This is a genomic window from Streptomyces sp. Z26 (genome assembly GCF_003665095.1).
Classification (GTDB): domain Bacteria; phylum Actinomycetota; class Actinomycetes; order Streptomycetales; family Streptomycetaceae; genus Streptomyces; species Streptomyces phytohabitans.
Window position 1 is genome coordinate 6,095,903 of the sequence record NZ_RCHV01000002.1, and the last position, 26,008, is coordinate 6,121,910.

The following is a 26,008-nucleotide window of genomic DNA, read 5'->3' on the forward strand; positions in this document are numbered from 1 at the left end:
GAACGCCCACTCCCGCCGCGGCCGCCCCGTCCGGCCCGCACGGGCCCCGTTCCCGGCACGGCCGGAATCCGGTGCGGGAGAGCACCGGTGACGCCGTGACGCGGCGCCGCATGGTGCGGCTGGCCGTTCTCCCCGCCGCCCTCGTGGCCGTCACCGCGGGCGGCGTCGTCGCCTTCGTGATGCGGGACCGGGGCGGTGTGGACGCGGGCGGCGCCCCCGCGTCGGCCACCCTCTGGGGCGTACTCGCCGGTTCCCTGCTGATCACCTGCGCGGTGGTCGTCGGCGCCGCCCTCTTCGCCTCCTCCGAGGCCCGCACCACCGCCGAGCGCTACGGCTCGCTGCGCCGCGCCTCCGCGCGCGGTCAGTCCGACCTCCGCGCCCAGCTCCGGCGGCTGGAGCAGGGCGAACGCCCGCGCCAGCCCGGCCCGCGACCCGCCGCCGAACCGTCCGCGGACGCGCTGGAACGCCTCGGGCAGGAGCTGTCGCTCGCCCAGCACACCGCCGAGACCGCGCTGGTCGAGGCGGCGGCGCTGGTACGGGCGGGCAACAGCGGCAACGACGAGAAGGTCGAGGTCTTCGTCAACCTCGCGCGCAGGCTTCAGTCCCTGGTGCACCGCCAGATCGAGCTGCTGGACGAGCTGGAGAACGAGGTCGAGGACCCGGACCTGCTCAAGGGCCTCTTCCACGTCGACCACCTCGCCACCCGCATCCGCCGCCACGCGGAGAACCTCGCCGTCCTCGGCGGCGCCGTCTCCCGACGGCAGTGGACCCGGCCGGTGACCATGACGGAGGTGCTGCGCTCCGCGATCGCGGAGGTCGAGCAGTACTCGCGGGTCAAGCTGGTGCCGCCCATCGAGGGCACCCTGCGTGGCCACGCGGTGGCCGACGTCATCCACCTCCTCGCGGAACTGGTGGAGAACGCGACCGTGTTCTCCGCGCCGCAGACCACCGTCCTGCTGCGCGCCCAGCACGTGACCGCCGGGCTCGCCGTCGAGGTGGAGGACCGCGGCCTGGGCATGGACGCGGACGAGCAGGACCGGATGAACGCGCTGCTGGCCGACCCCGAGCAGTTCGACGTCGGGGAGCTGCTGTCGGACGGCCGCATCGGTCTGTACGTGGTCTCCGCGCTCGCCCGTCGGCACGGCATCGTCGTCCAGCTCCAGAGCAACATCTACGGCGGCATCCAGGCCGTGCTGGTGCTGCCGCGCCCGGTGCTCGGCGACGCGGGCGGCGCGGCGAAGCAGGGCGCCGGTTCGGCGCAGGCGGCCATACCGCAGGGCGCGGAGATGCCGCCGCGGGGCGGCCGCGCGCAGGCGGGGCCGCGCGCCCCGCAGGGGCCCGGCCCGCAGGGCGGGACGGAGCACCGGCGTCCCGCGACGCCGAACGGTCTGCCGCAGCGGCACGCCGCACCGGCGACCCCGCCCGCGCAGGCACCGCCCGTACAGGCACCGCCCCCGCAGACGCCCCCCGCGCAGGCGCCGCCCGTACAGGCGCCGCGCGCCCCGCGGTCCGCGCCGCCGCAGGTCCCGCACTCCGCGCCGTCCGCCCGCCACGCCCGCCGGGAGGACCCGCCCGCGCCCCCGGCGGAACGGCCGCAGGTCCGCGAGCGGCAGGAGGCGGAGCACGTACGGGCGTCCGCGCCCGAGTCCGGCGCACCGGCCGGGCGTCCGCCGCAGCCGCCGTCCGCGCGGCAGCGGCCGCCCGAGCCGTCCCGGTCGGCCGCGGGCACCGCGCCCGCGCCCGGTGAGCGGCCCCAACTGCCCAAGCGCCGCCGTCAGGAGCACCTCGTGCCGGAGCTGCGGGACGCGCCCCGGGCGCCCGTCGTCACGGACGAGCCGGACGCCGGTCACGACCCGGGCCTGATGGCCGCGTTCCGCCGGGGCACCAGCCTCGCGGACGAGTCCGACGGCACCGACGAGACACCCTTCCCCGCCCCGCGGGAAACCCCCTAGCGGGTCCCTCGCCCCTCAAGGAGAAGAACGCGATCATGGTGAGCGAAGAGCCCATCGGCCAAACCCCCGATCTGTCCTGGTTGATGACCGGGCTCGTCCAGCGCGTACCGCACTCGCGCAGCGCCCTGCTGCTGTCGTCCGACGGCCTGGTGAAGGCCGCCCACGGCCTGGACACGGACACCGCCGACCACATGGCGGCCCTCGCCTCCGGGCTGTACGCGCTGGCGCGCAGCGCCGGGGTCCGCTTCGGTGACGGCGGTGAGGTGCGGCAGGTGGTGGTCGAGTTGGACACCTCCCTGCTCTTCGTCTCGACCGCGGGGCAGGGCGCCTGCCTCGCGGTGTTGGCCGGGAGCGAGGCGGACGCCGCGGTGCTCGGCTACGAGATGGCGATGCTCGTCAAGAGCGTCCGCCCCTACCTGGCCACCCCCGCGCGGCAGCCGGCGGGGCACTGAAGGAATGACAGAACCCGTGGAGGGGCCCTGGCTCGACGGTGACGCGGGACGCCTGGTGCGCCCGTACACCGTGAGCGACGGGCGTACCAAACCCTCGACACATTTCGACCTGCTGACCCTGGTGATGGCGACGGGGAACAGACCGCACCACTACCTCGGCCCGGACCACACCCACGTGCTCGGGCTGTGCCGTGGGCCGCTCTCCGTGGCCGAGATCGCCGCGCACATACGGCAGCCCGCGGTGGTCACCAAGGTGCTGCTGTCCGACCTGGTGGACTGCGGTGCCATCACCGCACGGGCGCCCGACCGCGCGCCGCTGGGACCCCACTCGACCGACCGAGACCTGCTGGAGGCGGTGCTGGATGGGCTCCGTAAACGACTCTGATCCATTTCCGACCGCGCTGAAAGTCCTGATCGCCGGAGGCTTCGGCGTCGGGAAGACCACGATGGTCAGCGCGGTCAGTGAGATCGAGCCGCTGAGCACGGAGGAGCTCCTCACCCAGGTGAGCGCGAGCACGGACAGCCTGGAGGGGGTGGAGGACAAGTCCACCACCACCGTCGCCATGGACTTCGGGCGGATCTCGCTCGGGGGCACGCACGTGCTGTACCTCTTCGGGACGCCCGGCCAGGAACGCTTCTGGTTCCTGTGGGACGAGCTGTCCGCGGGGGCGCTGGGGGCGGTGGTCCTCGCGGACACGCGGCGGCTGGAGGACTGCTTCGCGGCCGTCGACTTCTTCGAACGGCGCGGCATCGAGTTCATCGTGGCCGTCAACGAGTTCGACGACGCGTACCGCTACGAACCGGAGGAGGTGCGTGCCGCCATAGACCTCAAACCCGAGGTGCCGGTGGTGCTCTGCGACGCGCGGGACGTCGCTTCCAGCACCAACGTCCTGGTCTCGCTGGTGCAGCACCTGATCGACACGAGGAGCCAGCATGCCGATGTCATATGACCCCGCATCCCATCTGCTTCTGACCCCCGAGGACTGCGAGGCGCCGAACCGCGTGGTCCGCCTGCGCGAGCTGGGCATCGGCAGCGTGCCCGACCCGGAGTTCGACGCCTTCGCGCGGAAGCTGTCCGAGGTGCTGGGCACCCCGTACGCGATGGTGAACTTCATCGACGAGGAGCGCCAGTTCTTCGCCGGGCTGCACGCCCAGGGGCCGGGGATCGGCCGCGAGATGGGCCGCGACCACGGCTACTGCCCGCACGTGATCGTGCGCCGCAAGGCCCTGGTGCTGGAGGACGTCTGCGACTACCCGCGCTTCGCGGGCAACCCGGTGGTCGACGAGATCGGCATCCGCTCGTACCTGGGCGCCCCGCTCATCGAGCGTACGGGGATGGCGCTCGGCACCGTCTGCGTGGTGGACCAGATGCCCCGGCAGTGGGGGCGGCAGGGCCTGGAGGCGATCAAGGGGCTCGCGGCCGAGCTGGTCGAGCTGATCCAGCGGCGCGAGCCCGAGCGCTACTGACCCCGGTGGCCCGGCCGGGCCGTCCACGGCGGTCGGAACTGTGGATTTCGGGGTCGATTTTCGGACACCCGTGAGCCGGGGGCCGCGCGGTGACCGCCGCCCTCCCCGTTCCACGCCCGCCGCACCGCGCCTCCTTCCCGCCGTACGCGCCCACGGATACGGTTACCCGCCGCGGAAACCCCTTCCGCGCGGAACGACCTGATCCGGTGCGACGACCCCGCCCACCGGGCACGACACGCAACGACGAGAGGCGGACACGTGGGCCTGCGCGAGGACCTCACCACGGGCGCGGACGGCACGCCCGTCGCCACCTGGACCTGGCTGCCGGAGGCGGCCGACGGGCCGGAGCCGGAGCGGCCCCGGCCCCGCGCGCTGGTGCAGATCGCGCACGGCGCCGCCGAACACGCCCTGCGCTACGACCGGTTCGCCCGCGCCCTCACCGCCCGCGGCTACGCCGTCGTCGCCTCCGACCACCGCGGCCACGGCGCCACCGCGCCGCACACCGGCGGCCGTGGCGCGGTGGGCGCGAACGACGGCTGGCGCGCGACGGTGGGCGACCTGCGGGTGGTGGGCGACCGCGTACGGGCCGAACTGCCCGCCGGGACGCCGTACTTCCTGCTCGGGCACAGCATGGGCTCCCAACTCGCCCGCGACTTCGCGCAGGAGCACGGCGCGGAACTGGCGGGGCTGATCCTCTCGGGGACGTTCCGCTCGCTGCCGGGCTGTGAGGTGGAGACGGCCGTACGTCGGCTGGAGGCGGAGATCGAGGCGGGCGGCCGGGACGCGGAGTCGGGCTTCGTGCCGGAGCTGTTCGGCGCGTTCAACGACCCGTACGCGCACCGCACCGGCTTCGAGTGGCTGTCGCGCGACGAGGCGGAGGTCGACCGCTACGTGGCGGACGAGCGGTGCGGCTTCGCGTTCGGCGCGGGGCTGTCACTGGACTGGGTGCGGGGCGTACGCAAGATCAACGACCCGGCGCAGCAGGCCCGGGTCCCGCGCGACCTGCCCGTGCACATCGCGGTGGGGGACCGGGACCCGTGCCACAGCGGGATGACGCTGGTGTACGAACTCCTGGAGGACTTCCGGTACTTCGGCACCCGGGACCTCACCTGGCGGGCGTACGCGGACGCGCGGCACGAGATCCTCAACGAGACCAACCGGGCCGAGGTCGAGGCCGACCTCGCGGCCTGGCTGGACGCGCGGACCGCGCCGCCACGGGGGTGACGGCGGAGGCCCGGCCGCGTCCGGTGCCCCGTCCGCCCGGATCACCGCGTGAACGCGGTGATCCGCTCCCGCAGTGACGCCGCGTCCAGGCCGTGTGCCGCCAGGTGCTCGTCCCGCGTGCCGTAACGTCGCAGCTCCGCCCGGCCCGTGCCGAGCGCCAGCAGCCGGTGCGGCACGTCGGACAGCGCCTCGGCGGCCACCGCCGACGACGTGCCCGCGAGGTACGGCTCCACCAGCACCACGTCCGTGGCGCCCGTCGCCCGCAGCCCCGCCGCGTCGAACGGGCGCGGCGTCGTCGCGTACAGCACGGTCACGTCCAGCCCCTCCGTCGCCGCGAGCACGCCGTCCAGCAGCGGCCCGACGGCGACGACGGCCGAGGCGCCCGGTGAACCGCGCCGTACGGTGGTGAGGGTGCGCCCGTCGACCGGGTGCGGCGCGGCGTTGGACTGCTCCGACAGCCGTACGTACACGCGGTCGTCGCCCGCCGCCACCGCGTGCCGCAGCAGCGTCTCGGCCTCGTCCGGGTGGCCGGGCACGTGCACGGTCCAGCCGTCGAGGGTGTCCATCAGGGCCACGTCGCCGGGCGCCATGTGCGTGAAGCCGCCCGCGGGCCAGTCGTACGAGCCGTACGCGCTCACCAGCACCCCGCCGACGCCCTGGTGCCCGAAGTCCAACTTCACCTGCTCGAAGGGGCGTTCCACGAGGAAGCTGGCGAAGGTGTGCACGATCGGGCGCAGTCCCGTGAGCGCCATCCCGGCGCCCGCGCCGACGAGGAGTTGTTCGCGGATGCCGACGTTCACCACCCGGTCCGGGTGCCGGGCGCGCGCGGTGTCGAAGCCCGCGGCGCCGATCTCGGCGAGGACGACGGCGAGGCGCGGGTCCTCGTCGAGGAGGCGGGTGGTGACGTCGGTGAAGCGGTCGCGCATGGTGTCCATGGTGTGGGTCCTCTCGGGGCGAAGTGGGCGTGTGGGCAAGGGTGTTGACGGTGCGTCAGTTCTTCGGTTCGACGTGCGCGACGACCAGGTGCGGGCGGCCCGGGTGCGGGCGCGTGTACGCGTCGTACAGCGCGTCGTGGTCCCGTCCGTCCACGGCCGCGGTCGACCATCCGGCGGCGGCGAAGCGGGCCTCGATGCCGCCCGGACTCCCGTACGTGGCGGAGGAGTTGTCGATGACGACGGCGTGCAGCCGGTCCAGTCCGTACGCGCCCGCGAAGGCGATCGCCTCGTGGTTGCTGCCCTCGTCCAGTTCGGCGTCCCCGACGAGTACCCACACCGCCGGGTCGCGCAGCCCCTGGGCCCGCAGCCCCAGCGCGCCGCCCACGGCGAGCGGCAGCCCGTGCCCCAGTGAGCCGCTGCCGATCTCCACGCCGGGCACCAGGGTGCGGTCGGGGTGGTGGCCGAGGGGCGAGTCGTACGCGCCGAAGCCGGTGAGCACGTCCGGGTCGAGGAAGCCGCGGGCGGCGAGGACGGCGTAGTAGGCCATCGGGCCGTGGCCCTTGGACAGGAGGAAGCGGTCCCGGCCGGGGTCGTCGACGGTGTCCGGGCTGACGCGCAGCACGCGGTCGTAGAGCACCCAGAGCGCGTCGAGCGTGGAGGTGGCCGCCGGGCCGTGCTTCTCCGCGCCGGTCATGCGGGCGAGCAGAGCGGGCAGGTCGGCCCAGCCGTACGTACGGGTGCCGGTGCGGGCCGCGGTGGCCGTGGCGCCCGTCGTGGTCCTGGTGGTCGTGGTCCCTGTGTCGGTCATGCCCCCAGCGTGCGACTTGAAGTGAAGTTCAAGTCAAGCGTCGCCGTGGACCCGCCGCCCGCCCCCGGCCGTCACCCCGCCTGCGCCCAGTACGCGGGGATGTCCTTCGCCGCCGAGGGCCGCGCGTAGTACCAGCCCTGGGCCGTGTCGCAGTCCAACTGCCGCAGCTGGAGCGCCTGTGCCTCCGTCTCCACGCCCTCGACGGTGACGCGCAGACCGAGCGCGTGCGCCAGCGAGATGATGCCGCCGACGAACGTCACGTCCACCGGGTCCGCCGGATGCCGTTGCAGCCCCTGCGTGAAGGACCGGTCCAGCTTGAGCGTGGTCGCGGGCAGACGGCGCAGGTTCGCCAGGTTCGAGTAGCCGGTGCCGAAGTCGTCCAGCGCGATCTCCACGCCCAGCTCCGCGAGCTGCCGCAGCGGCTTCAGCTCGTCCTCGTCCGCCCCTATCAACGCGCTCTCCGTCACCTCCAGGCACAGCGAGTCCGGCGAGACGCCCGCCGCCTCCAGCACCGCGACCGTGTCCGGCACCAGGTCCGGGTGGTGCAGCTGACGCGGTGACAGGTTGACGTTGACGCGCAGGGGCTCCGTCGGGGCCCGTTCCGTACCCGACGCCGCCAACTGCCGCTGCCACTCGCGCGCCTGCTCCACCGCCTGCTCCAGCACCCACCGGCCGAGCGGCACGATCAGCCCGGTGTGCTCCGCCATCGGGATGAAGCGGTCCGGGCCGAGCCGCCCGTGCACGGGGTGGTGCCACCGTACGAGCGCCTCGGCGCCGTCCACGCGGCCGTCGCTCATGCGGATCAGCGGCTGGTACTCCAGGAAGAACTCGTCCCGCTCCAGCGCCGCCGGCAGGTGGTTCGTCAGGCTGTGCCGGTCTATGGCGCGGGCGTCGGAGTCCGGGTCGGCCAGCTCGTAGCGGTTGCCGCCCGCGTCCTTCGCGCGGTACATGGTGATGTCCGCGCTGCGCATCACCTCCGCCGGGCCCAGCTCGCCGCTCGGCCCCTCGACGATGCCGATGCTCGCCCGTACGGACAGCTCCCGGCCGTCGATCGTGATGGGCGTCGCCAGCGCGGCCAGCGCCTGCCGGGCCAGCTCGGTGACCTCGTCGCGGCCGGACGGGTCGGTGATCAGCGCCACGAACTCGTCGCCGCCGATCCGCGCCACCAGATGGGCGGGCGACGTGGCGCACGACTGGAGCCGTTCGGCGACGGACACCAGCAGCTGGTCCCCGACGGCGTGCCCGAGGCTGTCGTTGACGGCCTTGAAACCGTCGATGTCCAGATAGCACAGGCCGAAGCGGGCCGGACCCTCCGCGGACAGCACCCGCTCCAGGCGCTCCGCGAACAGGGTGCGGTTGGGGAGCCCGGTCAGCTCGTCGTGCGTGGCCTCGTAGCGCAGCCGCAGATGCAGCAGGCGGCGTTCGGTGATGTCCTCCAACAGGGCGAGCTGGTAACGGGGTTCGCCCTCGGCGCCGCGCAGCAGCGAGATCGTCATGTTGGTCCACAGGACGGTCCCGTCGGGCCGCGGGAACGGCTTCTCCACCCGGAAGTGGTCCCGTTCGCCCCGGACCAGCTCCCGGTGCTTGCGGTAGACGTCCGTCGCGTCGCCCGGGTGCACCCAGTCGTTGACGCTGCGCCGCCGCAACTCGTCCTCGGAACGGCCGAACATCCGCGCCAGCGCCCCGTTCACGTCCCGGATGCGCCCGTCCATGTCCGCGATGCCTATGCCGATCGTGGCGTCCTCGAAGACGGCGCGAAAACGCGTCTCGCTGGTGTGCAGCGCCTCCTCCACGGCGGTCTGCGCGGCGAGCGCGGCACGCGACAGCGACTCCTGCTCGGTGCGCGTACGCTCGCGCAGCGCGCGCGAGAAGCCCGCCGCGATGGCGTGCTGGAGGCGGGAGCAGCGGGCGCGGCCCTCGTCGACGGGGAGCGGGTCGGCCTCGCTGCTGTAGAGCACCAGGTACGACTCGACCACGCCGAGGATCTGCGGCAGCGCCTCCGGGTCCGTGCAGTGCGCCGCGACCAGGGCCACGCCGACCTCGCGGCCCGCAGCCGGGGAGAACGGGTGCGAGTGCAGGGCGTCACCGAGGAGTTCGGCCAGCGGGTACAGGTGGTCCTCGAACTCCGCGCGCGTCATGGACGTCGCGGTCACCGGGTAGACCGCGCGGCTCCAGATCGTCGCGAAGCGCCGGAGCCCGTCCCTCTCGGCCCCCTTGAGGTCCTGCGGCGCGGCAGTCACCCGAGGTGTCCCGACGCCGGGACGGTGCCCACACCGGCGAACCCGCCGAACGTCACCGGGTCCTCCTGCTCGGGCGGGCTGTCGGGCCGCCAGCGCGGCATCGCGACGAGCCCCGGCTCGACCAGCTCGAAGCCGTCGAAGAACCGCAGCACCTCCTCGCGCGGGCGCAGCGACAGGGGGGAGCCGAAGTTCCGGTAGACGTCCATGAACTCCTCCGCGCGCGCGGGCCTGCGGGTCTCGCCCTCACCGGCGTGCGACAGCACCAGCAGGCTGCCGGGGGCGAGCGCGTCGCGGAACTCGGCGACCGTCTTCCACGGATCGTCCTTGTCCTCGACGAAGTGCAGCAGCGCGACCAGCAGTACGGCGACGGGCCGGTCGAAGTCCAGCAGCCGTTCGACCTCGGTGCTCAGCAACACGTCCTGCGGGGAGCGGAAGTCGGCCGACACGACGTCCGCCTGGTCGCAGTCGTGGAGCACCGCGCGGCTGTGGGCTACGGCGACGGGGTCGTTGTCCACGTAGACGACGTGCGCCGCCGGGTCGGCCTTGAGCGCGACCTCGTGCACGTTGCCGAAGGTGGGGATGCCGGAGCCGATGTCGAGGAACTGCGTCACGCCCTGCTCGGCGGCGTACCGGATGGCCCGCCGCATGAACGCCCGGTTCGCCTGCATGATCTTGGGGAGTCCCGGCCACGCCTCGGTGGCCTTCCGTCCGGCGTCGCGGTCGACCTCGAAGTTGTGCGAGCCGCCGAGGTAGTAGTCGTAGATGCGCGACACGCTCGGAACGGTCAGATCTATGCCCTGTGGGGCCCAGGCGGGACGTTCCATCAAGGTCTCCAGCTTGTTCATCGGCTTGCCGTCCGCATCCGAGATTACTGACCCCGGGACGGCAGGGGTGAGGAAACAGCGACTCAACGGCTGGATCTTGTCACGAAGTCAGGGCCTCGGAGCCCGTGTGGGGTGAAACTCCTTGCGACGCTTGTCCCTTGACTTCCGTTTTTCCCTTCCGGAGGCCCGCGCACTCGCGCGGAGGGCATCGGCGGGGCGTCCGTTTGCGTCCCGTCGCGGTCCGTCGCGGTGGTGCCGCAGGTCCGGGACGCGCCCGCCGTCGTACGGCCCGAGGCGGGGTGTGACGGTGGCACGTGCCGCCGACCCCGTACGTCCGCCGACTCCCGTACGCGGTACGGCGCGTGACCGCGACGCGCGCGGGCCCCGGTACGCGCGGGTGCGCGTGCCGGGGCCCGGTCGTGCGGTGCGTACGTGCTACTTCTGCGGCTCGCCCGGCAGCAGGTCGAGGATCTCGGCCGTGGTGCCCGTCTCGCCGAGGCGCGGGAAGATGCGCTCGACGCTGTTGCGGTGCCGCTCGGCGTCGAGGTCCGCCATCGCGTCGACGGCCAGCGTCACGTGGTAGCCGTGCTCGTGCGCGGCGCGCGCCGTCGACTCCACGCCCATGCCGGTGGCCAGACCCGTCAGCACGATCTGGGTGACGCCCCGGCGGCGGAGGTGGAGGTCGAGGTCCGTGCCGAAGAACGCGGACCAGTTGCGCTTGGTGACCCGGATGTCCTCGGGGTGCCCGGCGAGCTTGTCGACGATCTCGTCCCAGCCCTCCTCGGCGCCCGCCGTCGGGCGCGGCGCCTCGGTACGGCCGGGCGCCACGTCCGCGAGGTCCCGCGCGCGGGTGGCGTTGACGAGCACGACGGGCAGGCCGCGCGCGCGGAACGCGTCGGCCAGCAGCACGCTGCGGTCCACCACGTCGGCGGTGGAGTGGGGCACGCCGGTGTGGGCGACGGCGCTGTGCTGGAGGTCGATGACGACCAGCGCGGTCTTCGGGTCGAGCGTGGTGACGGACATGCGTGGGTCCCTTTCCGGGTGGGGTGTTGCGCGGGGTGTTACGTGGCGTCGGCGCGGGTCGCGCCGTCGGTGCCGCGCCGACGCGTCGCGGGGACGGGTCGGCCGCACACGTCAGGAGGGAGCGGGGCGCGACCGCCGCCGGGAGCCGGGCCGGGGTGCGCGGGCCGCCGGTGGTGGCCCCGTCCTCGTACCCGACGGAACCGGCGGTGGCGGCGAGGAGCACTCCGGGGAGCGCCCCGAGGTGCGGGAACGTACGCGGCGGCCCGGCCGCCGACGGCGGTCGCGAGGTGGCGGCCCGTCACGACTGCGCGACCTCGTCGAGCAGCGCCATCGCCGTGACCACGGCGCGCAACTCCTCCTCGCCGCCGTGCTCCTGGAGGGCGCGCGCCAGCCACGCCTGCCGGGCCCGCAGGTCACCGAGCCGCTGCTCGCGACCGCGCTCGGTGAGGGTGACCGGCCTGCGGCGGCCGTCGTACGGGTCGGGGTGGCGTTCGACGAGCCCGGCGGCCTCCAGCGCGGCCACGTTCTTCGCCATGGACTGCGCGCGGACGCCCTCGGCGGCGGCCAGTTCGCTGGCCGAGGCGGGGCCGTGCTGGGAGAGGCGCTTGAGGACGGCGGCCTGCGCGGGGGAGAGGTCGCCCTCGCCGTCGAGGGCCCGGAGCCTGCGCCGCAGTCGGCTGAACACGATCCACACGTCCCCGGCGGCCCGCACGGCCGTGGGGGAGAGGGGCGGGTCGCTGTCGTTCACGGCCCGAGCCTAACTCGACAGCCCGGACTGCCCACCCGGGGGTGCGCGGTCGGGACCGCCGAGGCGCGGGTACGGAGGTCGGCGTACGGCACCGGGCGTACGCGGCGGCCGTCGCGCGTACGGGACGGCCGCCGCGTACGCGCCGGTCAGAGGTTGGCGCCGCGCCCCCGCAGGTACGCGAGCGGGTCCATGTCGCTGCCGTACCCCGGCCCGGTGCGCACCTCGAAGTGCAGGTGCGGGCCGGTGCTGTTGCCCGTGGAGCCCGAACGCCCGATCCGCTGGGCGGCGTTGACGCTCTGCCCGGACCGTACGCTGATGGCCGACAGGTGGGCGTACTGGCTGTACCTGCCGTCGTCGTGCCGGAGCACGACCTCGTAGCCGTACGCGCCGGACCAACCCGCCGACACCACCGTGGCGTTGGCGACGGCCTTCACCGTGGTGCCGGTGGACACGGGGAAGTCGACCCCCGTGTGGTAGCCGGAGGACCAGCTGCCGCCCGACGCGCGGTACGGGGTGCTGGGGCTGACGCCGCTGACCGGGGCGCTGACGGAGGGGCCCTTCGCGGGCTTCGGCGCGGGCTTCGGCTTGGCGCGGTGCTGGACCACCTTCTGCTCGGCCTTGGGCTCGGGCTTCGCCTTCGGCGCGGGCTTCGGGTCCGCCTTGGGCTTCTCGGCCTTGGGCTCGGCCTTCGGCTTCGCCTCCGCCTTGGGCGCCGGGGCCTTCGGCCGGGCCTGGGCCTTCGGCTTCGCCGTGGCCTTGGCGGGCGCGCCGGTCAGACGCAACTCGTCGCCGGGGTAGATGAGATCGGGGTCGGCCACGCTGTCGCGGTTCCGCTCGTACAGCCCCTGCCAGCCGCCGTCCACGCCGTGCGCGTCGGCGATGGAGAACAGGCTGTCGCCGCTGACGACCTCGTACGACGTCTGCTGCTTCTTCCGCTCGGATCTGGCCCGTTCCGCGCGCTTCTCCCGGTCGGACACCGGCTCCGCGCGCTTCGCGTCGGACGTGTCCTTCGTCGTCTCCTTCGCCGCCGTGGCCCCGGCGGTCTGCGGACGCGGCTCGGGGTGCTCGGCGCTGCCCTTGCTGAGCCCGTTGGCGGGGCCGCAGTTGGGCCAGGCGCCGGGGCCCTGGCCGTCGAGCACCTTCTCCGCGACCGCTATCTGCTGCGCCTTCGTGGCGAGGTCGGCGCGGGGCGCGTACTCCGTGCCGCCGAACGCCTCCCAGGTGCTCTGGGTGAACTGGAGCCCGCCGTAGTACCCGTTCCCGGTGTTGACCGCCCAGTCGTTGGTGCTCTCGCACTCCGCGACCTTGTCCCAGGTGTCCTCCGGCGCGGCGTGCGCCGGGCCGACCGCCCCCATCAGGGGCAGCGCGAGGCCCGCGCCGCCCGCGGTGACGGTCAGCGAGGCGCGGGACACGGTGCTGGGCTGGTGACGGCGATGGCGCCCACGTGCAGGCATAAGGTCAGTCCTCCCCCGCGCCTCTGCGGCGCCGGTGTGCTGCGGCAACTGGTCTCCCCGGCAAGGGAGTCGGCGGAGCGGCCCAAACACTACGGGTGGTCACCACGTCACACAAGGCCCGTCCCGGCACCCGGACGACGTTCCAGGTCACACGTGATCGATCCGCTCCACACCCTGGTCACTCCAGGTCACTGGTGCCCGACCGGCGCCCCCTTCCGCCCCGTTCGCGCCCGGCCTGCGGGCCCGTACGCGCGAACTCCCCGCGCTCGTACGGGTGTTGCCCGAACCGCCCCCGCGCGTACGGCACGTGGGCGCGTCGCCCGGACCCGCACGCGCACCCGTACCCGTTCACAGGTCCAGGCCCCGGTCGCGCGCCCGGCGGCGGGCGGCCTGCTCCGCGACGGCCTCCTCCAGGTACACCTCGCAGACCAGCCGTCCGCCCCGGGTGAGGTTGTGCTCCAGCTCGTACAGGCTCACCTCGCGCCCGTCCGCGAGCAGGAACGCGTGCTCGTACACCGAGCACCACACGTGGCACGGCGTCAGGGCGGCGTGCGGCTTCGGCACGTGCGCGATCTCGTGGCCGCACGCCGTGGACAGCAGCCGCAGCGTGTCCTCGCCGGGCCGGTCGGCGTTCTCGGCGCGGCGCAGCAGGCGGCGGGCGTGGTCGGGGGAGTCGCGCTGGAGGTACGCGCGGCGGCGGGCGGCGCCGCCCGCGAAGGAGAGGAACTCCCGGAAGCCGACGCCCGAACTCCCGGCCCCGCCCGTGCCGTTCGGCTCGAAGAGGCCGTACGCGTCGAGACCGTCCGGCACGTCCGGCACGTCCGGGAGCCCTCCGTCGGAGGTCTCCGCCGGGTCCCCGCCCGCCGCGTCCATCTCCCGGCTGACCCGCTCCTGCGAACGGCGCAGCGACGTCTCGTACTCGTATATCTCGTACGACGCCCGCCCGGCCCCGTCGCCCGTCTCGTGCCGCAGCTCCCACAGGGACAGCGTGCTGCCGTCGGAGAGCAGGAACGCGTGCCGGTAGGTGCTGCAACGCCGCGACGGGGGAGGGGCGTTGCGGTGCTGCCAGCCCTGCAACTCCACCTGGCACAGCACCGCGTCCGCCAACCGCCGCAGGGCGCGGTCGGAGATGTCGAACGGGTTCTGGGCGCGGGCCAGCAGCATCTCCAGATGCCGACCGGGCACCGCGTCCGGTGTCTCGCCCATCGTTGCGGAAACCCTTCCGGCGCGCGGCCTTCGTACGGGGGAGAAAAGCGAGCACTCACCGTAGCGCCACGAACGCGGTGCGGGGGCGGATTCCGCGGAACGCACCAGGGGGCGTGGACCCGTCGCGCGGTCTCACGACCGGCGCACGCCTGCTCAACCGCCCCATCCGGCACGGGTGAACCGTCCACCGCGGGGCATCACACTGGGGGGCCGTACGGCGCGGATGGGGGCAACGGCCGCGCTGCGACGAGGAGACGAGGCCGTGACCACACTTCGTATCGGCTACGAGTCGTACTGGATGCTGTCCGCCGCCTCCGGCCCGTACCCGCCCCTGCCACCGGACAGCGTCACCGAGGTGGACGCCGTGGTGGTCGGCGGCGGTATCACCGGCCTCTCCACCGCCTGGGAACTGGCCCGCGCGGGGCGGTCCGTGGCGGTCCTGGAGGCCGACCGGATCGCCGGGGGCGTCACCGGGCACACCGCCGGGAAGCTGTCGGCGCTGCACGGCTTCGTGTACGCGCCCATCCGCGACACCCACGGCCCCGACGCCGCCCGGCTGTACGCCCGTTCGCAGCGCGACGCCGTGGAGCACGCCGCCCGGGTCGCCGAACAGCTGGGCGTGGACTGCGAGTTGGAGCGCCGACCCGCGTACACCTTCGTCGAGTCGCCGGACCACGCCGACGAGATGCGGGACGAGGCGGACGCGGCCCGCGAGGCGGGGCTCGACGCGACGTACGTGACGGGGACGGGGCTGCCGTTCGCGGTGCACGGGGCCGTGCGGCTGCCGGACCAGGTCCAGTTCCACCCCCGCAAGTACCTCCTCGCGCTCGCCGCCGACCTGCGACGGCGCGGCGGGGTCGTGTACGAACGCACCCGCGTCGTCGGCCTCGACCAGGGCGAGCCGTGCCGGGTCACCACGGAGAACGGCGCCGTGGTGGTCGCGCGGGACGTGGTCGTGGCCACCCACTACCCGGTGTTCGACCGGGCGTTGATGTTCTCCCGCCTGTCGCCCCGCCGCGAGCTGGTGATCGCCGCGACCGTGCCGGAGTCCGCCGACCCCGGCGGCATGTACCTCACGCCGGAACGGAACACCCGCTCCGTGCACACCGCCCCGTACCCGTTCCGCCCCGGGCACCGGCTGCTCGTCGTCACCGGCGAGAAGTTCGCGCCCGGCACCGACGGCATCGGCTCGGTCAACGCGCGCTACGAACGGCTGGCCGCCTGGCTGCACGAACGCTTCCCCCAGGCCCACCTCGTGCACCGCTGGGCCACGCAGGACAACGACACCACGGACCTCGTCCCGTACATCGGCCGCTTCCATCCCGCCGCGCACCACACGTACGTCGCGGCCGGGTTCGGCGGCTGGGGCATGAGCACCGGCATCCTCGCCGGGCGGCTGCTCGCCGCGCACATCACGGACGCGCGGCTGCCCGCGTGGGCCGGGCTGTACGACCCCGTACGGCTCCATCCGCGCGAGACGCCCGCGCTGCTGCGCCGCCAGACCGACGTGGCCAAGCACTTCGTCGCGGGGCGGCTCAGCCCGTCGTACGTGGACTCGCCCGACGAGATACTGCCCGGCACCGGCGCCATCGTCCGCATCGGCGGGCGGCGCTGCGCCGTCCACCGGACCGCGGAGGGGGAGATCCGGGCGCTGTCCGCGCGCTGCACGCACCTGGGCTGCCTGGTGCGGTTCAACGACGCGGAGGGCGCGTGGGAGTGCCCGTGCCACGGCTCGCGGTTCGACGTGGACGGCTCGGTGCTCCAGGGGCCCGCCACCCGTCCGCTCGAATCGCGTGATGATCTGTCCGGGTGACGCGGGCGGCCCGCCGTCGCACGGCGGCGCGGAACGGGCGGGGGAGCGGCGCACCATGCGGGAGTCGCCGTTCCGCGGAGGTGCGCCTTGTCCCGAAACCACCGGCCGTCCCGGGCCCGGTCCCCCCGTCGCCGCCCGTCCCGCACGGAGCCGGGCCGTCCGCCCGCGGCGCCCGCCCGGCTGCGCCGCGCGGCGGTCGCCGGGGCCCTGTGCACGGCGCTGACCGGCGCCGTACTGGCCGCGGACGCCGTACCGCCGCCGCTCGCGGCGGGTACGGCGCTCGCCGCGCCGCTCGCCGCCGCCGTGCCGCGCGTCGAGGTGTTCGGCGCGCTGCCGCCGGACGCGGCCCGTCCCGCGCCGGGCCCCGGCCTGAACTTCCTGCTCGTCGGCCTGGACCGGCGGGCCGGGCTGACGCCGGAGGAGAGGAAGCGGCTGCACGTGGGCGGTGAGGCGTGCGACTGCACCGACACGATGATGCTGCTGCACGTCTCCGCCGACCGACGGCGGATCAGCGTGGTGAGCATCCCGCGCGACTCGTACGTCCCCTTCCCGCGCGACACCCCGGGCGGCGCCGCGCCGTCGGGGCTGCCCCCGGCGCTACGGGGCACCGAGCCGGGACCCGTGCCCGCCGAACGACCGGCCGCCGGGAAGATCAACGCGGCGCACCGGCTCGGCGGGCCCGCCCTCACGGTACGCACCGTGGAGCAGGCGACGGGCGTACGTGTCGACCACTACCTGGAGGCGGAGTTCGACACGTTCGTCGAGGCCGTCGACGGGCTCGGCGGCGCCACCGTGTGCACCGCCACCGCGCTGCGCGACCGGAACTCCGGCCTCGACCTGCCCGCGGGCACCCGTCTGTTGGACGGGCGCGACGCGCTCCGCTACGTCCGCGCCCGGCACGTACCGCCGCTCTCCGGTGACCTGGGTCGGATGCGCAGGCAGCAGCGGTTCGTCGCGGAACTGCTCGACACGTTCCACGAACGGGGCCTCTTCCGCGACCCGGCCGCCCTCGCCGTCACCGCCCGCTCGCTGCTGCGGACCCTCCGCGCGGACGAGGAGCTGACCACGGGCCGCCTGCTGCGGCTCGGCCGTACGCTCGGCGAACTCGACTCCGGGGACGCCGAGTTCGCCACCGTGCCGCTGGACGGCTTCGACCACCGGGTGCCGGGCTGGGGCTCCACGCTCACCTGGGACCGGCCGCGCGCGGCCCGGATGTTCGCGGCGCTGCGCGCGGACCGGCCGCTGGCCACCGACGAGGCGTACCCGGTGCCCGGCCCCGGCGTGCCCGTCGCCTGGCCGCCCGCCGACGTGCCCGTACGCGTCCACGCCGGGCCGGCCCGTTCGGCCGCCGCGGACACCCTCGAACGGGGCCTGCGCGCCAGCGGCTTCGACGTACGGGAGCGCGCCGCGGGCGCGGCCGGGGCGGGCGGGGCCGCGCCCGCGCGGACCGAGATCGTCCACGACCCGGCGCGGCAGCGGGCGGCCGAGGCGCTGGCGGCGGCTCTCCCCGGCGCGCGGCTGCGTCCGACGGCGGGTCACGGGCCGGAGTTCGAGGTACGGCCGGGGCGCGGCGCCGCCGAGGTCACCCGCGTCGTCCTCGACCGCAGCAGCGTCGAGGGCGCCCCGGCGGCCGGTGACACGCTCGACTGCGACGACGCCCCGGCGGACTGACCCGCCCCCGCGTACGGAGGGGAGGCGCACGCCTCCCCTCCGTACCGCTCACGTGTGCGCCGTCGCGCTCCACACCTGCGCGATCCGCGCCGCGAGCCGCGCGTTCCCGCGTACGGCCGCGACGTGCGCCGCCAGCGCCGCGCCTTCCGTGTGCCGTACGAGGTGGTCCAGCAGGTACGGCGTCACGGCCTGCCCGGCGACCCCGTCCCGACGGCAGGCGGCGAGCGCCTCACCGAGCACCCGGTCGTGCAGCTCCGGGTCGAGCTGCTCCTCCTCCGGCACCGGGTGGGCCACCACGAGCGCCGTGTCGGGTCCGCCGAGGCGGTCCTGCGCGCGCATCGCGGCGGCGACCTCGCGCGGGTCGCGCACGGTCCAGTCGACGGGCACGCCGGAGTCGGTGAGCCAGAAGCCGGGGAAGTTCTCCGTGCCGTAGCCGAGGACGGCCACCCCGAGGGTCTCCAGCCGCTGGAGCGTCGCGGGCACGTCGAGGATCGACTTCACCCCGGCGCACACCACGGTGATCCGGGTACGGGCGAGCAGCCGCAGGTCCGCCGACTCGTCCTGCACGTGCGTCCAGTCCCGGTGCACGCCGCCCAACCCGCCCGCGGCGAAGACCCGTACGCCCGCGCGCGCCGCGAGGAACGCCGTACCCGACACGGTCGTCGCCCCGCTGACACCGGCCGCCAGCGCGGGCGCCAGGTCCCGGCTGCCGAGCTTCCGCAGCCCCTCGTCGGTGGCGACCCGTTCCAGCTGGGCCTTGTCCAGCCCGACACAGGGGCGCCCGTCGAGCACCGCGACCGTCGCGGGGACGGCGCCCGCGTCGCGTACGGTCCGCTCCAGCTCCCGTGCCGTGTCCAGGTTCCCCGGCCGGGGCAGGCCGTGCGCGACGAGTGTCGACTCCAGTGCCACCACCGGGCGGCCGTGCTCCATCGCGTCCCGTACCTCGTCGGTCAGCGCCAGGGTCATTCCCGTCTCCGTCCGTATACCGTCGGGTCATGTGCCGAAGCATCAAGACCCTCCGTCCCCCGTACGCCGAAGCCGTAACCGAGGACGACATGCGTGCCGCCGCATTGCAGTACGTGCGGAAGGTGTCCGGCTTCCGTGAGCCCGCCGCGCACAACGCCGCGGCCTTCGAACGGGCCGTCGACCAGGTCGCGGCGGCGACCGAGGAGCTGCTGGGGACGCTCGTCGTCCGTGGCGGCTGACCGTACGTCCGCGTCCGCCCGTACGGCGGCTCAGTCGCGGTCGCGGTCGCGGTCCCGGTCGCGGCTCGGCTGCACGCGCTTGGGCTCGCCCGCGACCTTCGGGTGGTCGGGCGGGTACGGCAGGTCGCCCAGGCCCTGGTCGCGCTCGTGCCGGTCGGCCAGCTCCAGTACGGCGTCCAGACGGCACGGCTCGTCGTCCATCCCGGCGTGCACGTCGCCCTCCTCGGCGTAGCGCCGCGGCATCGTCGCCAGGTCGAAGTCCTCGGGGCGCGCGTCGTCCAGCTCCTCCCAGCGCAGCGGCGCGGAGACCTGCGCGCGGGGGTGCGGGCGCACGGAGTAGGCGCCCGCGATGGTGCGGTCGCGGGCCGTCTGGTTGTAGTCGACGAAGACGCGCTCGCCGCGCTCCTCCTTCCACCACGCGGTGGTGATCCGGTCCGGCTGCCGCGCGGACAGCTCGCGGCCGATGGCGATCGCGCACCGCCGCACCTGCGTGAACGTCCACTCCGGCACGATCGGCACGTACACGTGCAGCCCGCGCCCACCGGACGTCTTCGGCCAGCCGCGCAACCCCAACCGCTCCAGCAGCGGCCGCAGCTCGCGGGCGGCGGCCACGGCGTCGGCGTAGTCCGTGCCCGGCTGCGGGTCGAGGTCGATGCGCAGCTCGTCGGGCCGGTCGGTGTCGGCGCGGCGGACCGGCCACGGGTGGAACGTGAGGCAGCCCAGATTGGCGGCCCACACCACGGCGGCGGGCTCGGTGGGGCAGATCTCGTCGGCGTACCGCCCGCTGGGGAACGCGATACGGGCCGTCGGAATCCACTCGGGCAGGTTCCGTGGGGCGCGCTTCTGGAAGAACGACTCGCCCGTCACCCCGTCCGGGTAGCGCTCCAGCGTCGTCGGCCGGTCGCGCAGGGCGCGCAGGACGCCGTCCGCGACGGACAGGTAGTACGAGGCGACGTCCAGCTTCGTGAAGCCCCGCTCCGGGAAGTAGACCTTGTCCGGGTTGGACAGCCGTACCGTCCGCTCACCCACCGTGAGCTGCCGTGCCTCTGCCATGAGGGCACGCTAGGCGCTGCCGCCCGGCTCCGCCTCCCGGCGGGCGTACGGCGCGGGGCGGCCGCACAATCGGCCCCATGGACCTTCCGGTGATGCCGCCCCTGAAGCCGATGCTCGCGAAGGCCGCGGCGAGGATCCCGCCGGGCATGCAGTACGAGGCGAAGTGGGACGGCTTCCGCGCCCTCGTCTTCCGGGACGGTGACGAGGTGGAGCTGGGCAGCCGTACGGGCAAGCCGCTCACCCGCTACTTCCCGGAGCTGCCCCCGGCCCTGCGCGCGAACGTGCCGGAGCGGTGCGTGCTGGACGGGGAGATCGTCATCGCGCGGGACGGGCGGCTGGAGTTCGAGGCGCTGCTGGAGCGCATCCACCCCGCAGACTCCCGGGTGCGGATGCTGGCGGAGACCAGCCCGGCCGCGTTCGTCGCCTTCGACCTGCTGGCGCTGGGCGACGACGACCTGACGCGCCGGTCCACCGCCGAACGCCGGGAGGCGCTGGTGGCCGCGCTGCGCGACGCCGCGTCGCCGGTGCACGTGGCGCCCGCGACGCGGGACGTGGAGCTGGCGCGGGAGTGGTTCGGGCGGTTCGAGGGCGCGGGGCTGGACGGGGTGATCGCCAAGCCGCTGAACCTCCCGTACCGGCCGGACGAGCGCGTGATGGTGAAGGTCAAGCACGAGCGCACCGCCGAGTGCGTCGTCGCGGGCTACCGCGAGCACAAGAGCGGCCCGGTGGTCGGCTCGCTGCTGCTGGGTCTGTACGACGAGGAGGGGCTGCTCCAGCACGTGGGCGTCTGCGCGTCGTTCCCGATGCGGCGGCGGCAGGAGCTGGTGGACGAACTGGCGCCGCTGCGGCTGGAGTCCGCCGACGGCCACCCCTGGGCGCGGTGGCGGGAGGAGGAGGCGCACGAGCGGAGCCGGATGCCGGGGGCGCCGAGCCGCTGGACGGGTACGAAGGACCTGTCGTGGGTGCCGCTGCGGCCGGAGCGGGTGTGCGAGGTGGCGTACGACCACATGCAGGGCGACCGTTTCCGGCACACGACGCAGTTCCGGCGGTGGCGTCCGGACCGGGAACCGGCCTCGTGCACGTACGCGCAGCTGGAGGAGCCGGTGCGGTACGACCTGCGGGAGATGCTGGGGTAACGGGCGGGGCGGGAGCCGGTCGGGGCGGCGCGCGCGGTCCGCGTGGGCCGGGGGAATAGGTGGGCGGTGGGCACTGTTCCGGGCAAGTAGTTGAAACCTCAACCACTTGGAATCGGGTGAGCACAGTGCAGTTCGGGATCTTCACCGTCGGCGACGTCACCACCGACCCCACCACGGGCCGCGCGCCCACGGAGCACGAGCGCGTCAAGGCCATGGTGACCATCGCGCGGAAGGCCGAGGAGGTCGGCCTCGACGTGTTCGCCACCGGGGAGCACCACAACCCGCCCTTCGTGCCGTCCTCACCGACGACCCTGCTCGGGTACGTCGCCGCCCGGACCGAACGGCTGCTCCTCTCCACCTCCACCACGCTCATCACGACGAACGACCCGGTGAAGATCGCGGAGGACTTCGCGATGCTCCAGCACCTCGCCGACGGCCGCGTCGACCTGATGCTGGGCCGCGGCAACACCGGCCCCGTATACCCGTGGTTCGGGAAGGACATCCGCCAGGGCATCCCGCTCGCCGTGGAGAACTACGCGCTGCTGCACCGCCTGTGGCGCGAGGAGTCCGTGGACTGGGCGGGCCGCTTTCGCACCCCGCTCCAGGGGTTCACCGCCACGCCCCGCCCGCTGGACGGCGCCCCGCCGTTCGTCTGGCACGGCTCCATCCGCAGCCCGGAGATCGCGGAGCAGGCCGCGTACTACGGCGACGGCTTCTTCGCGAACAACATCTTCTGGCCCCGCGACCACTTCGTCCGCCTCATCCGGCTCTACCGCGACCGCTACGCGCACTACGGCCACGGCGACCCGGAACAGGCCGTCGTCGGGCTCGGCGGACAGGTGTTCATGCGGCGCAACTCCCAGGACGCCGTACGGGAGTTCCGGCCGTACTTCGACAACGCGCCGGTGTACGGGCACGGGCCGTCCCTGGAGGAGTTCACCGAGCAGACGCCGCTCACCGTCGGCAGCCCGCAGGAGGTCATCGAGAAGACGCTCACCTTCCGCGAGTCCTTCGGGGACTACCAGCGGCAGCTGTTCCTCATGGACCACGCGGGGCTGCCGCTGAAGACCGTGCTGGAGCAGTTGGACCTCCTCGGCGAGGAGGTCGTGCCGGTGCTGCGCCGCGAGTTCGCCGCCGGGCGGCCCGCGCACGTGCCCGACGGGCCCGTGCATGGCGCCTCGCTCCGTACCGGCGCGCGCGCCGCAGCGACCGCCGGATGAGCGCGGGGTGGCGGGCCGGAGCCCGGCCCGCCACCCCGTCCCGCAGCGGCACACCCGTATCCACCCCCGTACGCAGAAGGAGAAGCCGCCATGGCACAGCCCCTGGACCTCGTCGTCGTCACCGCCGGACTGGGCCAGCCCTCGTCCACCCGCCTGCTCGCCGACCGGCTGGCGGCGGCCACCGCCCGCCACGCGCCCGCCGAGGTGCGGACCGTCGAACTCCGCGGCCTGGCCACGGCGGTGGCGCACCACCTGCTCACCGGCTTCCCCGGCGCGGAGCTGCGCGACGCGCTGGACGCGGTCGCGGGCGCCGACGCGCTGATCGTGGTGACGCCGGTCTTCAGCGGCTCGTACAGCGGCCTGTTCAAGTCGTTCTTCGACGTGCTCGAACCCGGCGCGCTCACCGGTACGCCCGTGCTGCTCGCCGCGACCGGCGGCACGGCACGCCACTCGCTGGTCCTGGAGCACGCGCTGCGCCCGCTGTTCGCGTACCTGCGCGCGCTCACCGCGCCGACCGCCGTGTACGCCGCCACCGAGGACTGGGGCACCGGCGCCGCCGCCGGTACGGAGGCGCTCGCGGAGCGCGTCGAACGCGCCGGGCGGGAACTCGCCGGGCTCGCGGAGGCGGTACGCGGGCGTACGCGGGCTGTTACGGGGCAGGCGTACCCCGTAAGGGCGGCGGACGGGCAGGGTGGGCCCGGAGCGCCGGGCGGCGTGCCGGACGCCGGACCGGTCGACGGACTCGTGCCGTTCGAGGAGCAGCTGGCGGCGCTGCGGGCGTGACCCCCGTACGCGGGGCGCGCGCCGGGCGTACGGGACCGGCGGGTCACCCGAACGGCTTGCCCAGGGCGAGCTGCTGCGTCCGGGGCACCAAGCTGGACGAGCACGGCGGCCATTCGCAGCCGGAACCGTTACCGGAGCCAGAGGTGACACGATGCCGACGTATTCCATGGCTCAGCCCCTGTCGATCCCGGTCCCGCAGGCGTTCGAGTACCTGTCGGACCCGCGCAACATGACCGAGTGGAACTCGGGCGTCGCGGAGGTCGAGGACCGCCGCGTCGCCCCGAGGGTGGGCGCGCGCTACCGCTACCGCTTTCCAGGGCGGCACCGCTTCCACCAGATGGAGTGCTGCGCGTTCCGCTCGCCGTCCCTGCTCGCCTTCCGCAGCGAGCGGATGTGGACGCCGCTGGGCACGCAGACCGTCGCGTACACCTTCCGGGTGCGCGGGGCGTCCCGCGGCAGGAGCACGGTCGAGGTCAGCGTCGACGTACGGGTGCAGGGCGGCATGCTGCTCCTGCTTCCCGTCATCGCGCTCGGCTGGCGCCGGGACCTCCCGGTCGACCTGGGCAAGCTCCGGGACACGCTGGACCCGGACCCCGCCGAGCGGGCCGTGCAGACGGGACGCGGGTACGTGGAGCCGGTCGCGCGGCCGCTCGCGCGGACGGACCCGCCGCCGCCCACCGAGCTGCGGCCCGCCCTGTCCCGGCTGGAACCGGAGCCGGAACCGGGCGCGGGGGAGGCGGGACCGCGGGTGTTCGGGCCGGAGGCCGCCTGAGCGGTCGGCCTTCCCCGGGTGGTCGGAGTGCCGTGCGGACGGGCGCGGGCGCGGTGCCGGACGGAGGCGGCGCCGCGTGCACGGGCGGAGCAGAATGAGGTGCGCGGGTACGGCTCGCGCGCCCGCGTGCCCGCCCGCACCCGCCGCCGCACGTCTGGAGGCGTCCGCCCCGTGAACGCGCTGATCCCGCGCCCCCGTACCCGGCCCGCGCCCGGCGCCGTGCACGTGCCGGACTGGCTGACCGCCGAGGAGCAACGGCACCTGGTCCGGGCCTGCCGCGCGTGGGCGACCGGCCCCGTGCCGATCCGGCACACGCGGCTGCCGCGCGGCGGCGTGATGTCCGTGCGCACGGTGTGCCTGGGCTGGCACTGGCAGCCGTACCGCTACTCGCGCACCGCCGACGACGTCAACGGCGGCCGCGTCGCGCCTTTCCCCGACTGGCTCGGCGACCTGGGACGGCGGGCGCTGGCCGACGCGTACGGGGACCCGGGCGCGGGGGAGGCGTACGCGCCGGACACCGCGCTGGTCAACTTCTACGACGAGCGGGCCCGCATGGGCATGCACCAGGACAAGGACGAACGCGCCGACGACCCCGTCGTCTCGCTGAGCGTCGGTGACACCTGCGTCTTCCGCTTCGGCAACACCGAGAACCGCGGGAAGCCGTACACGGACGTCGAGTTGGCCTCCGGCGACCTGTTCGTCTTCGGCGGCCCCTCCCGGTTCGCGTACCACGGCGTACCCAGGACCCTGCCGGGCACGGGCGACCCGGCGACCGGGCTGGCCGCCGGACGGCTGAACGTCACGCTGCGCGTCACCGGCCTCGGCTGACCCGGCCTCCCGGCAACCGGCCCACGACACTCCTCTCTCTGCCCTGAGCTGCATAAACAGGTTTCTTGAGCCGAGGCTTGTCAAGTTTCGTGCGGATGGGCTATATACATGGGTGTAGGGCATCGCAGCACCCGGAGGCGAAGCCTCCCTCCGGTCCGGCTGCGCGAGAGAGGAGATGACCGTGATGCTCATGCGTACCGATCCGTTCCGGGACCTCGACCGACTGGCGGACCAGGTGTTCGGTACCGCCGCTCGACCCGTCGCCATGCCGATGGACGCCTACCGCTCCGGCGAGGACGTGGTGATCCATCTCGACCTGCCGGGCGTCGACCCCGGGTCCATCGACCTGGATGTGGAGCGGAACGTGCTCACCGTCCGCGCCGAGCGCCGCACACCGGTGCCCGAGAACGCGGAGCAGATCGTCGCGGAGCGCTCGTCCGGCCGCTTCAGCCGACAGGTGTTCCTCGGTGACACCCTGAGCACCGACCGCATCAGCGCCGCGTACGACGCCGGAGTGCTCACCATCCGGATTCCGGTCGCCGAGCGGGCGAAGCCCCGCAAGATCCAGATCAGCGGCGGCAGCGACACGGCCCGACAGATCAGCGGCTGAACGGCACCCCGGCCACCGGCACGGCCCCCGGCCCGCGCCCCGGTCCACCCCGCCCGGTGACCGGGGCGTGCGGCCGGCCCGGCCACCCTCCGGGGTCCGCGCGGACCCCGGATCACCACCGATCACCTGCCGCCGCCCCGGGCGGTGGCACGACAGCAGAGGGAGAAGAGCAGCAGCCATGCGGTGGAACGACCTTGTGCGACGGGTCCGAACGCTGGGGCAGTACACCACCGACGCCGAGGCGGTACGCGTCCTGCGCGCCGTACTGCCCCTGCTCGGGAGCCAGGTGCCCGGGACGGAACGGCGTGAGCTGGCGGAGCGCCTGCCACGTGAGGCCGCCGTCCTGCTGGCCGAGGGGACGGCGGCCCGTCCGCTGACGGCACGCGAGTTCGTCGAAGCCGCCGCGGAACGTCTCGGCGGCGTCGCGCCCGCGCCCGCGCGCTGGGACGTCGGCTCCGTCCTCGCCGTCCTCGGCGAGGACACCGGTGGCGGCGGCGACGACCTCGGCGACCGGCTCCTCGCCGCCCTCCCACGCGGCTACGCGCTGCTCTTCGGCCGCGCCGAACTCACCGCCGCCGCCTGAC

The 26,008-nt window shown here is 74.4% G+C and carries 26 protein-coding genes; 16 read left to right on the forward strand and 10 right to left on the reverse strand.

Annotation, left to right across the window (positions count from 1 at the left end; genetic code table 11):
- The first annotated feature begins 71 nt into the window (after window positions 1-71).
- From D7M15_RS26340 to D7M15_RS26365, 6 genes are all read left to right on the forward strand, one after another.
- The gene (locus D7M15_RS26340) at window positions 72-1,952 is read left to right on the forward strand and encodes an ATP-binding protein (RefSeq protein WP_165906333.1); all 1,881 of its coding nucleotides are present in this window, start codon (window positions 72-74) and stop codon (window positions 1,950-1,952) included.
- A 35-nt stretch (window positions 1,953-1,987) separates the two neighbouring features.
- A complete protein-coding gene (locus D7M15_RS26345; RefSeq protein WP_121519772.1) occupies window positions 1,988-2,404 on the forward strand; it encodes a roadblock/LC7 domain-containing protein in 417 nt (138 codons plus the stop codon).
- Between the two features lie 4 nt (window positions 2,405-2,408).
- On the forward strand, window positions 2,409-2,789 hold the full coding sequence (locus D7M15_RS26350) for a DUF742 domain-containing protein (RefSeq protein WP_121521449.1): 381 nt from the start codon (window positions 2,409-2,411) through the stop codon (window positions 2,787-2,789).
- Window positions 2,767-3,354: an ATP/GTP-binding protein gene (locus D7M15_RS26355; protein ID WP_121519773.1), complete on the forward strand. Its 588-nt coding sequence runs from the start codon at window positions 2,767-2,769 to the stop codon at window positions 3,352-3,354. The genes D7M15_RS26350 and D7M15_RS26355 overlap by 23 nt, the downstream gene beginning before the upstream one ends.
- Window positions 3,344-3,871, forward strand: coding sequence for a GAF domain-containing protein (locus tag D7M15_RS26360; protein WP_121521451.1), 528 nt, complete (start codon window positions 3,344-3,346; stop codon window positions 3,869-3,871). The genes D7M15_RS26355 and D7M15_RS26360 overlap by 11 nt, the downstream gene beginning before the upstream one ends.
- Window positions 3,872-4,135: 264 nt before the next feature.
- Window positions 4,136-5,095, forward strand: coding sequence for an alpha/beta hydrolase (locus tag D7M15_RS26365; protein ID WP_121521453.1), 960 nt, complete (start codon window positions 4,136-4,138; stop codon window positions 5,093-5,095).
- Between the two features lie 41 nt (window positions 5,096-5,136).
- Here D7M15_RS26365 and D7M15_RS26370 read toward each other — a convergent pair whose 3' ends face one another.
- The 8 genes from D7M15_RS26370 to D7M15_RS26405 all read right to left on the reverse strand — a co-directional run bounded on the left by D7M15_RS26370 (window position 5,137) and on the right by D7M15_RS26405 (window position 14,333).
- A complete protein-coding gene (locus tag D7M15_RS26370; protein WP_121519774.1) occupies window positions 5,137-6,030 on the reverse strand; it encodes a transketolase in 894 nt (297 codons plus the stop codon).
- Between the two features lie 55 nt (window positions 6,031-6,085).
- Window positions 6,086-6,724, reverse strand: a complete 639-nt coding sequence (locus D7M15_RS26375) for a transketolase (RefSeq protein WP_240649744.1) — start codon at window positions 6,722-6,724, stop codon at window positions 6,086-6,088.
- Between the two features lie 185 nt (window positions 6,725-6,909).
- Window positions 6,910-9,078, reverse strand: coding sequence for an EAL domain-containing protein (locus D7M15_RS26380; protein WP_121519776.1), 2,169 nt, complete (start codon window positions 9,076-9,078; stop codon window positions 6,910-6,912).
- Window positions 9,075-9,902: an SAM-dependent methyltransferase gene (locus D7M15_RS26385; protein WP_121521455.1), complete on the reverse strand. Its 828-nt coding sequence runs from the start codon at window positions 9,900-9,902 to the stop codon at window positions 9,075-9,077. The genes D7M15_RS26380 and D7M15_RS26385 overlap by 4 nt, the downstream gene beginning before the upstream one ends.
- Before the next feature lie 435 nt (window positions 9,903-10,337).
- Window positions 10,338-10,925, reverse strand: a complete 588-nt coding sequence (locus D7M15_RS26390) for an isochorismatase family protein (protein ID WP_121519777.1) — start codon at window positions 10,923-10,925, stop codon at window positions 10,338-10,340.
- A 298-nt stretch (window positions 10,926-11,223) separates the two neighbouring features.
- Complete coding sequence (locus D7M15_RS26395) at window positions 11,224-11,673, reverse strand: MarR family winged helix-turn-helix transcriptional regulator (RefSeq protein ID WP_121519778.1); 450 nt, start codon at window positions 11,671-11,673, stop codon at window positions 11,224-11,226.
- A 146-nt stretch (window positions 11,674-11,819) separates the two neighbouring features.
- On the reverse strand, window positions 11,820-13,127 hold the full coding sequence (locus D7M15_RS26400; protein WP_121519779.1) for a transglycosylase family protein: 1,308 nt from the start codon (window positions 13,125-13,127) through the stop codon (window positions 11,820-11,822).
- Window positions 13,128-13,475: 348 nt separating this feature from the next.
- Window positions 13,476-14,333: a DUF6227 family protein gene (locus D7M15_RS26405; RefSeq protein WP_121519780.1), complete on the reverse strand. Its 858-nt coding sequence runs from the start codon at window positions 14,331-14,333 to the stop codon at window positions 13,476-13,478.
- Window positions 14,334-14,595: 262 nt separating this feature from the next.
- On the opposite strand from D7M15_RS26405, the gene D7M15_RS26410 reads away from it, so the two are divergent.
- Both D7M15_RS26410 and D7M15_RS26415 read left to right on the forward strand, forming a co-directional pair.
- The gene (locus tag D7M15_RS26410; protein WP_121519781.1) at window positions 14,596-16,146 is read left to right on the forward strand and encodes an FAD-dependent oxidoreductase; all 1,551 of its coding nucleotides are present in this window, start codon (window positions 14,596-14,598) and stop codon (window positions 16,144-16,146) included.
- A gap of 87 nt (window positions 16,147-16,233) precedes the next feature.
- The gene (locus D7M15_RS26415; protein ID WP_121519782.1) at window positions 16,234-17,817 is read left to right on the forward strand and encodes an LCP family protein; all 1,584 of its coding nucleotides are present in this window, start codon (window positions 16,234-16,236) and stop codon (window positions 17,815-17,817) included.
- A 48-nt stretch (window positions 17,818-17,865) separates the two neighbouring features.
- Here the strand turns inward: D7M15_RS26415 and D7M15_RS26420 are convergent, their stop codons facing one another.
- On the reverse strand, window positions 17,866-18,783 hold the full coding sequence (locus D7M15_RS26420; RefSeq protein WP_121519783.1) for a pseudouridine-5'-phosphate glycosidase: 918 nt from the start codon (window positions 18,781-18,783) through the stop codon (window positions 17,866-17,868).
- A 29-nt stretch (window positions 18,784-18,812) separates the two neighbouring features.
- Between D7M15_RS26420 and D7M15_RS26425 the strand changes: the two genes are divergently transcribed.
- A complete protein-coding gene (locus D7M15_RS26425; RefSeq protein WP_121519784.1) occupies window positions 18,813-19,022 on the forward strand; it encodes a DUF2277 domain-containing protein in 210 nt (69 codons plus the stop codon).
- A 30-nt stretch (window positions 19,023-19,052) separates the two neighbouring features.
- Here the strand turns inward: D7M15_RS26425 and ligD are convergent, their stop codons facing one another.
- Entirely contained in the window at window positions 19,053-20,075 is a 1,023-nt protein-coding gene (ligD, locus tag D7M15_RS26430; protein WP_121519785.1) for a non-homologous end-joining DNA ligase, read from the reverse strand.
- 77 nt (window positions 20,076-20,152) lie between these two features.
- Between ligD and D7M15_RS26435 the strand changes: the two genes are divergently transcribed.
- The 7 genes from D7M15_RS26435 (at window position 20,153) to D7M15_RS26465 (ending at window position 26,007) form a co-directional block, all read left to right on the forward strand.
- The gene (locus D7M15_RS26435) at window positions 20,153-21,211 is read left to right on the forward strand and encodes an ATP-dependent DNA ligase (RefSeq protein ID WP_121519786.1); all 1,059 of its coding nucleotides are present in this window, start codon (window positions 20,153-20,155) and stop codon (window positions 21,209-21,211) included.
- A 125-nt stretch (window positions 21,212-21,336) separates the two neighbouring features.
- Entirely contained in the window at window positions 21,337-22,431 is a 1,095-nt protein-coding gene (locus D7M15_RS26440) for an LLM class flavin-dependent oxidoreductase (protein WP_121519787.1), read from the forward strand.
- Window positions 22,432-22,521: 90 nt separating this feature from the next.
- The gene (locus tag D7M15_RS26445) at window positions 22,522-23,214 is read left to right on the forward strand and encodes a CE1759 family FMN reductase (RefSeq protein ID WP_121519788.1); all 693 of its coding nucleotides are present in this window, start codon (window positions 22,522-22,524) and stop codon (window positions 23,212-23,214) included.
- A gap of 166 nt (window positions 23,215-23,380) precedes the next feature.
- Entirely contained in the window at window positions 23,381-23,986 is a 606-nt protein-coding gene (locus tag D7M15_RS29460; protein WP_165906334.1) for an SRPBCC family protein, read from the forward strand.
- A gap of 171 nt (window positions 23,987-24,157) precedes the next feature.
- Entirely contained in the window at window positions 24,158-24,814 is a 657-nt protein-coding gene (locus D7M15_RS26455; protein WP_121519790.1) for an alpha-ketoglutarate-dependent dioxygenase AlkB, read from the forward strand.
- A 184-nt stretch (window positions 24,815-24,998) separates the two neighbouring features.
- Window positions 24,999-25,424 (forward strand): Hsp20/alpha crystallin family protein, encoded by a 426-nt coding sequence (locus tag D7M15_RS26460; RefSeq protein ID WP_121521457.1) that lies wholly within the window; start codon window positions 24,999-25,001, stop codon window positions 25,422-25,424.
- A 196-nt stretch (window positions 25,425-25,620) separates the two neighbouring features.
- Window positions 25,621-26,007, forward strand: a complete 387-nt coding sequence (locus D7M15_RS26465) for a DUF2267 domain-containing protein (RefSeq protein WP_240649503.1) — start codon at window positions 25,621-25,623, stop codon at window positions 26,005-26,007.
- The last annotated feature ends 1 nt before the right edge of the window (window position 26,008 follow it).

Bases quoted from the DNA above. Each gene is read 5' to 3' on its own strand.
- D7M15_RS26460 (WP_121521457.1), top strand. From the start codon at position 24,999: ATGCTCATGCGTACCGATCCGTTCCGGGACCTCGACCGACTGGCGGAC.
- D7M15_RS26400 (WP_121519779.1), bottom strand. From the start codon at position 13,127: ATGCCTGCACGTGGGCGCCATCGCCGTCACCAGCCCAGCACCGTGTCC.
- D7M15_RS26390 (WP_121519777.1), bottom strand. From the start codon at position 10,925: ATGTCCGTCACCACGCTCGACCCGAAGACCGCGCTGGTCGTCATCGAC.
- D7M15_RS26420 (WP_121519783.1), bottom strand. From the start codon at position 18,783: ATGACCCTGGCGCTGACCGACGAGGTACGGGACGCGATGGAGCACGGC.
- D7M15_RS26385 (WP_121521455.1), bottom strand. From the start codon at position 9,902: ATGGAACGTCCCGCCTGGGCCCCACAGGGCATAGATCTGACCGTTCCG.
- D7M15_RS26355 (WP_121519773.1), top strand. From the start codon at position 2,767: ATGGGCTCCGTAAACGACTCTGATCCATTTCCGACCGCGCTGAAAGTC.
- D7M15_RS26445 (WP_121519788.1), top strand. From the start codon at position 22,522: ATGGCACAGCCCCTGGACCTCGTCGTCGTCACCGCCGGACTGGGCCAG.
- D7M15_RS29460 (WP_165906334.1), top strand. From the start codon at position 23,381: ATGGCTCAGCCCCTGTCGATCCCGGTCCCGCAGGCGTTCGAGTACCTG.
- D7M15_RS26435 (WP_121519786.1), top strand. From the start codon at position 20,153: ATGGACCTTCCGGTGATGCCGCCCCTGAAGCCGATGCTCGCGAAGGCC.
- D7M15_RS26425 (WP_121519784.1), top strand. From the start codon at position 18,813: ATGTGCCGAAGCATCAAGACCCTCCGTCCCCCGTACGCCGAAGCCGTA.
- D7M15_RS26360 (WP_121521451.1), top strand. From the start codon at position 3,344: ATGTCATATGACCCCGCATCCCATCTGCTTCTGACCCCCGAGGACTGC.
- D7M15_RS26345 (WP_121519772.1), top strand. From the start codon at position 1,988: ATGGTGAGCGAAGAGCCCATCGGCCAAACCCCCGATCTGTCCTGGTTG.
- D7M15_RS26350 (WP_121521449.1), top strand. From the start codon at position 2,409: ATGACAGAACCCGTGGAGGGGCCCTGGCTCGACGGTGACGCGGGACGC.
- D7M15_RS26405 (WP_121519780.1), bottom strand. From the start codon at position 14,333: ATGGGCGAGACACCGGACGCGGTGCCCGGTCGGCATCTGGAGATGCTG.
- ligD (WP_121519785.1), bottom strand. From the start codon at position 20,075: ATGGCAGAGGCACGGCAGCTCACGGTGGGTGAGCGGACGGTACGGCTG.
- D7M15_RS26370 (WP_121519774.1), bottom strand. From the start codon at position 6,030: ATGGACACCATGCGCGACCGCTTCACCGACGTCACCACCCGCCTCCTC.
- D7M15_RS26375 (WP_240649744.1), bottom strand. From the start codon at position 6,724: ATGACCGGCGCGGAGAAGCACGGCCCGGCGGCCACCTCCACGCTCGAC.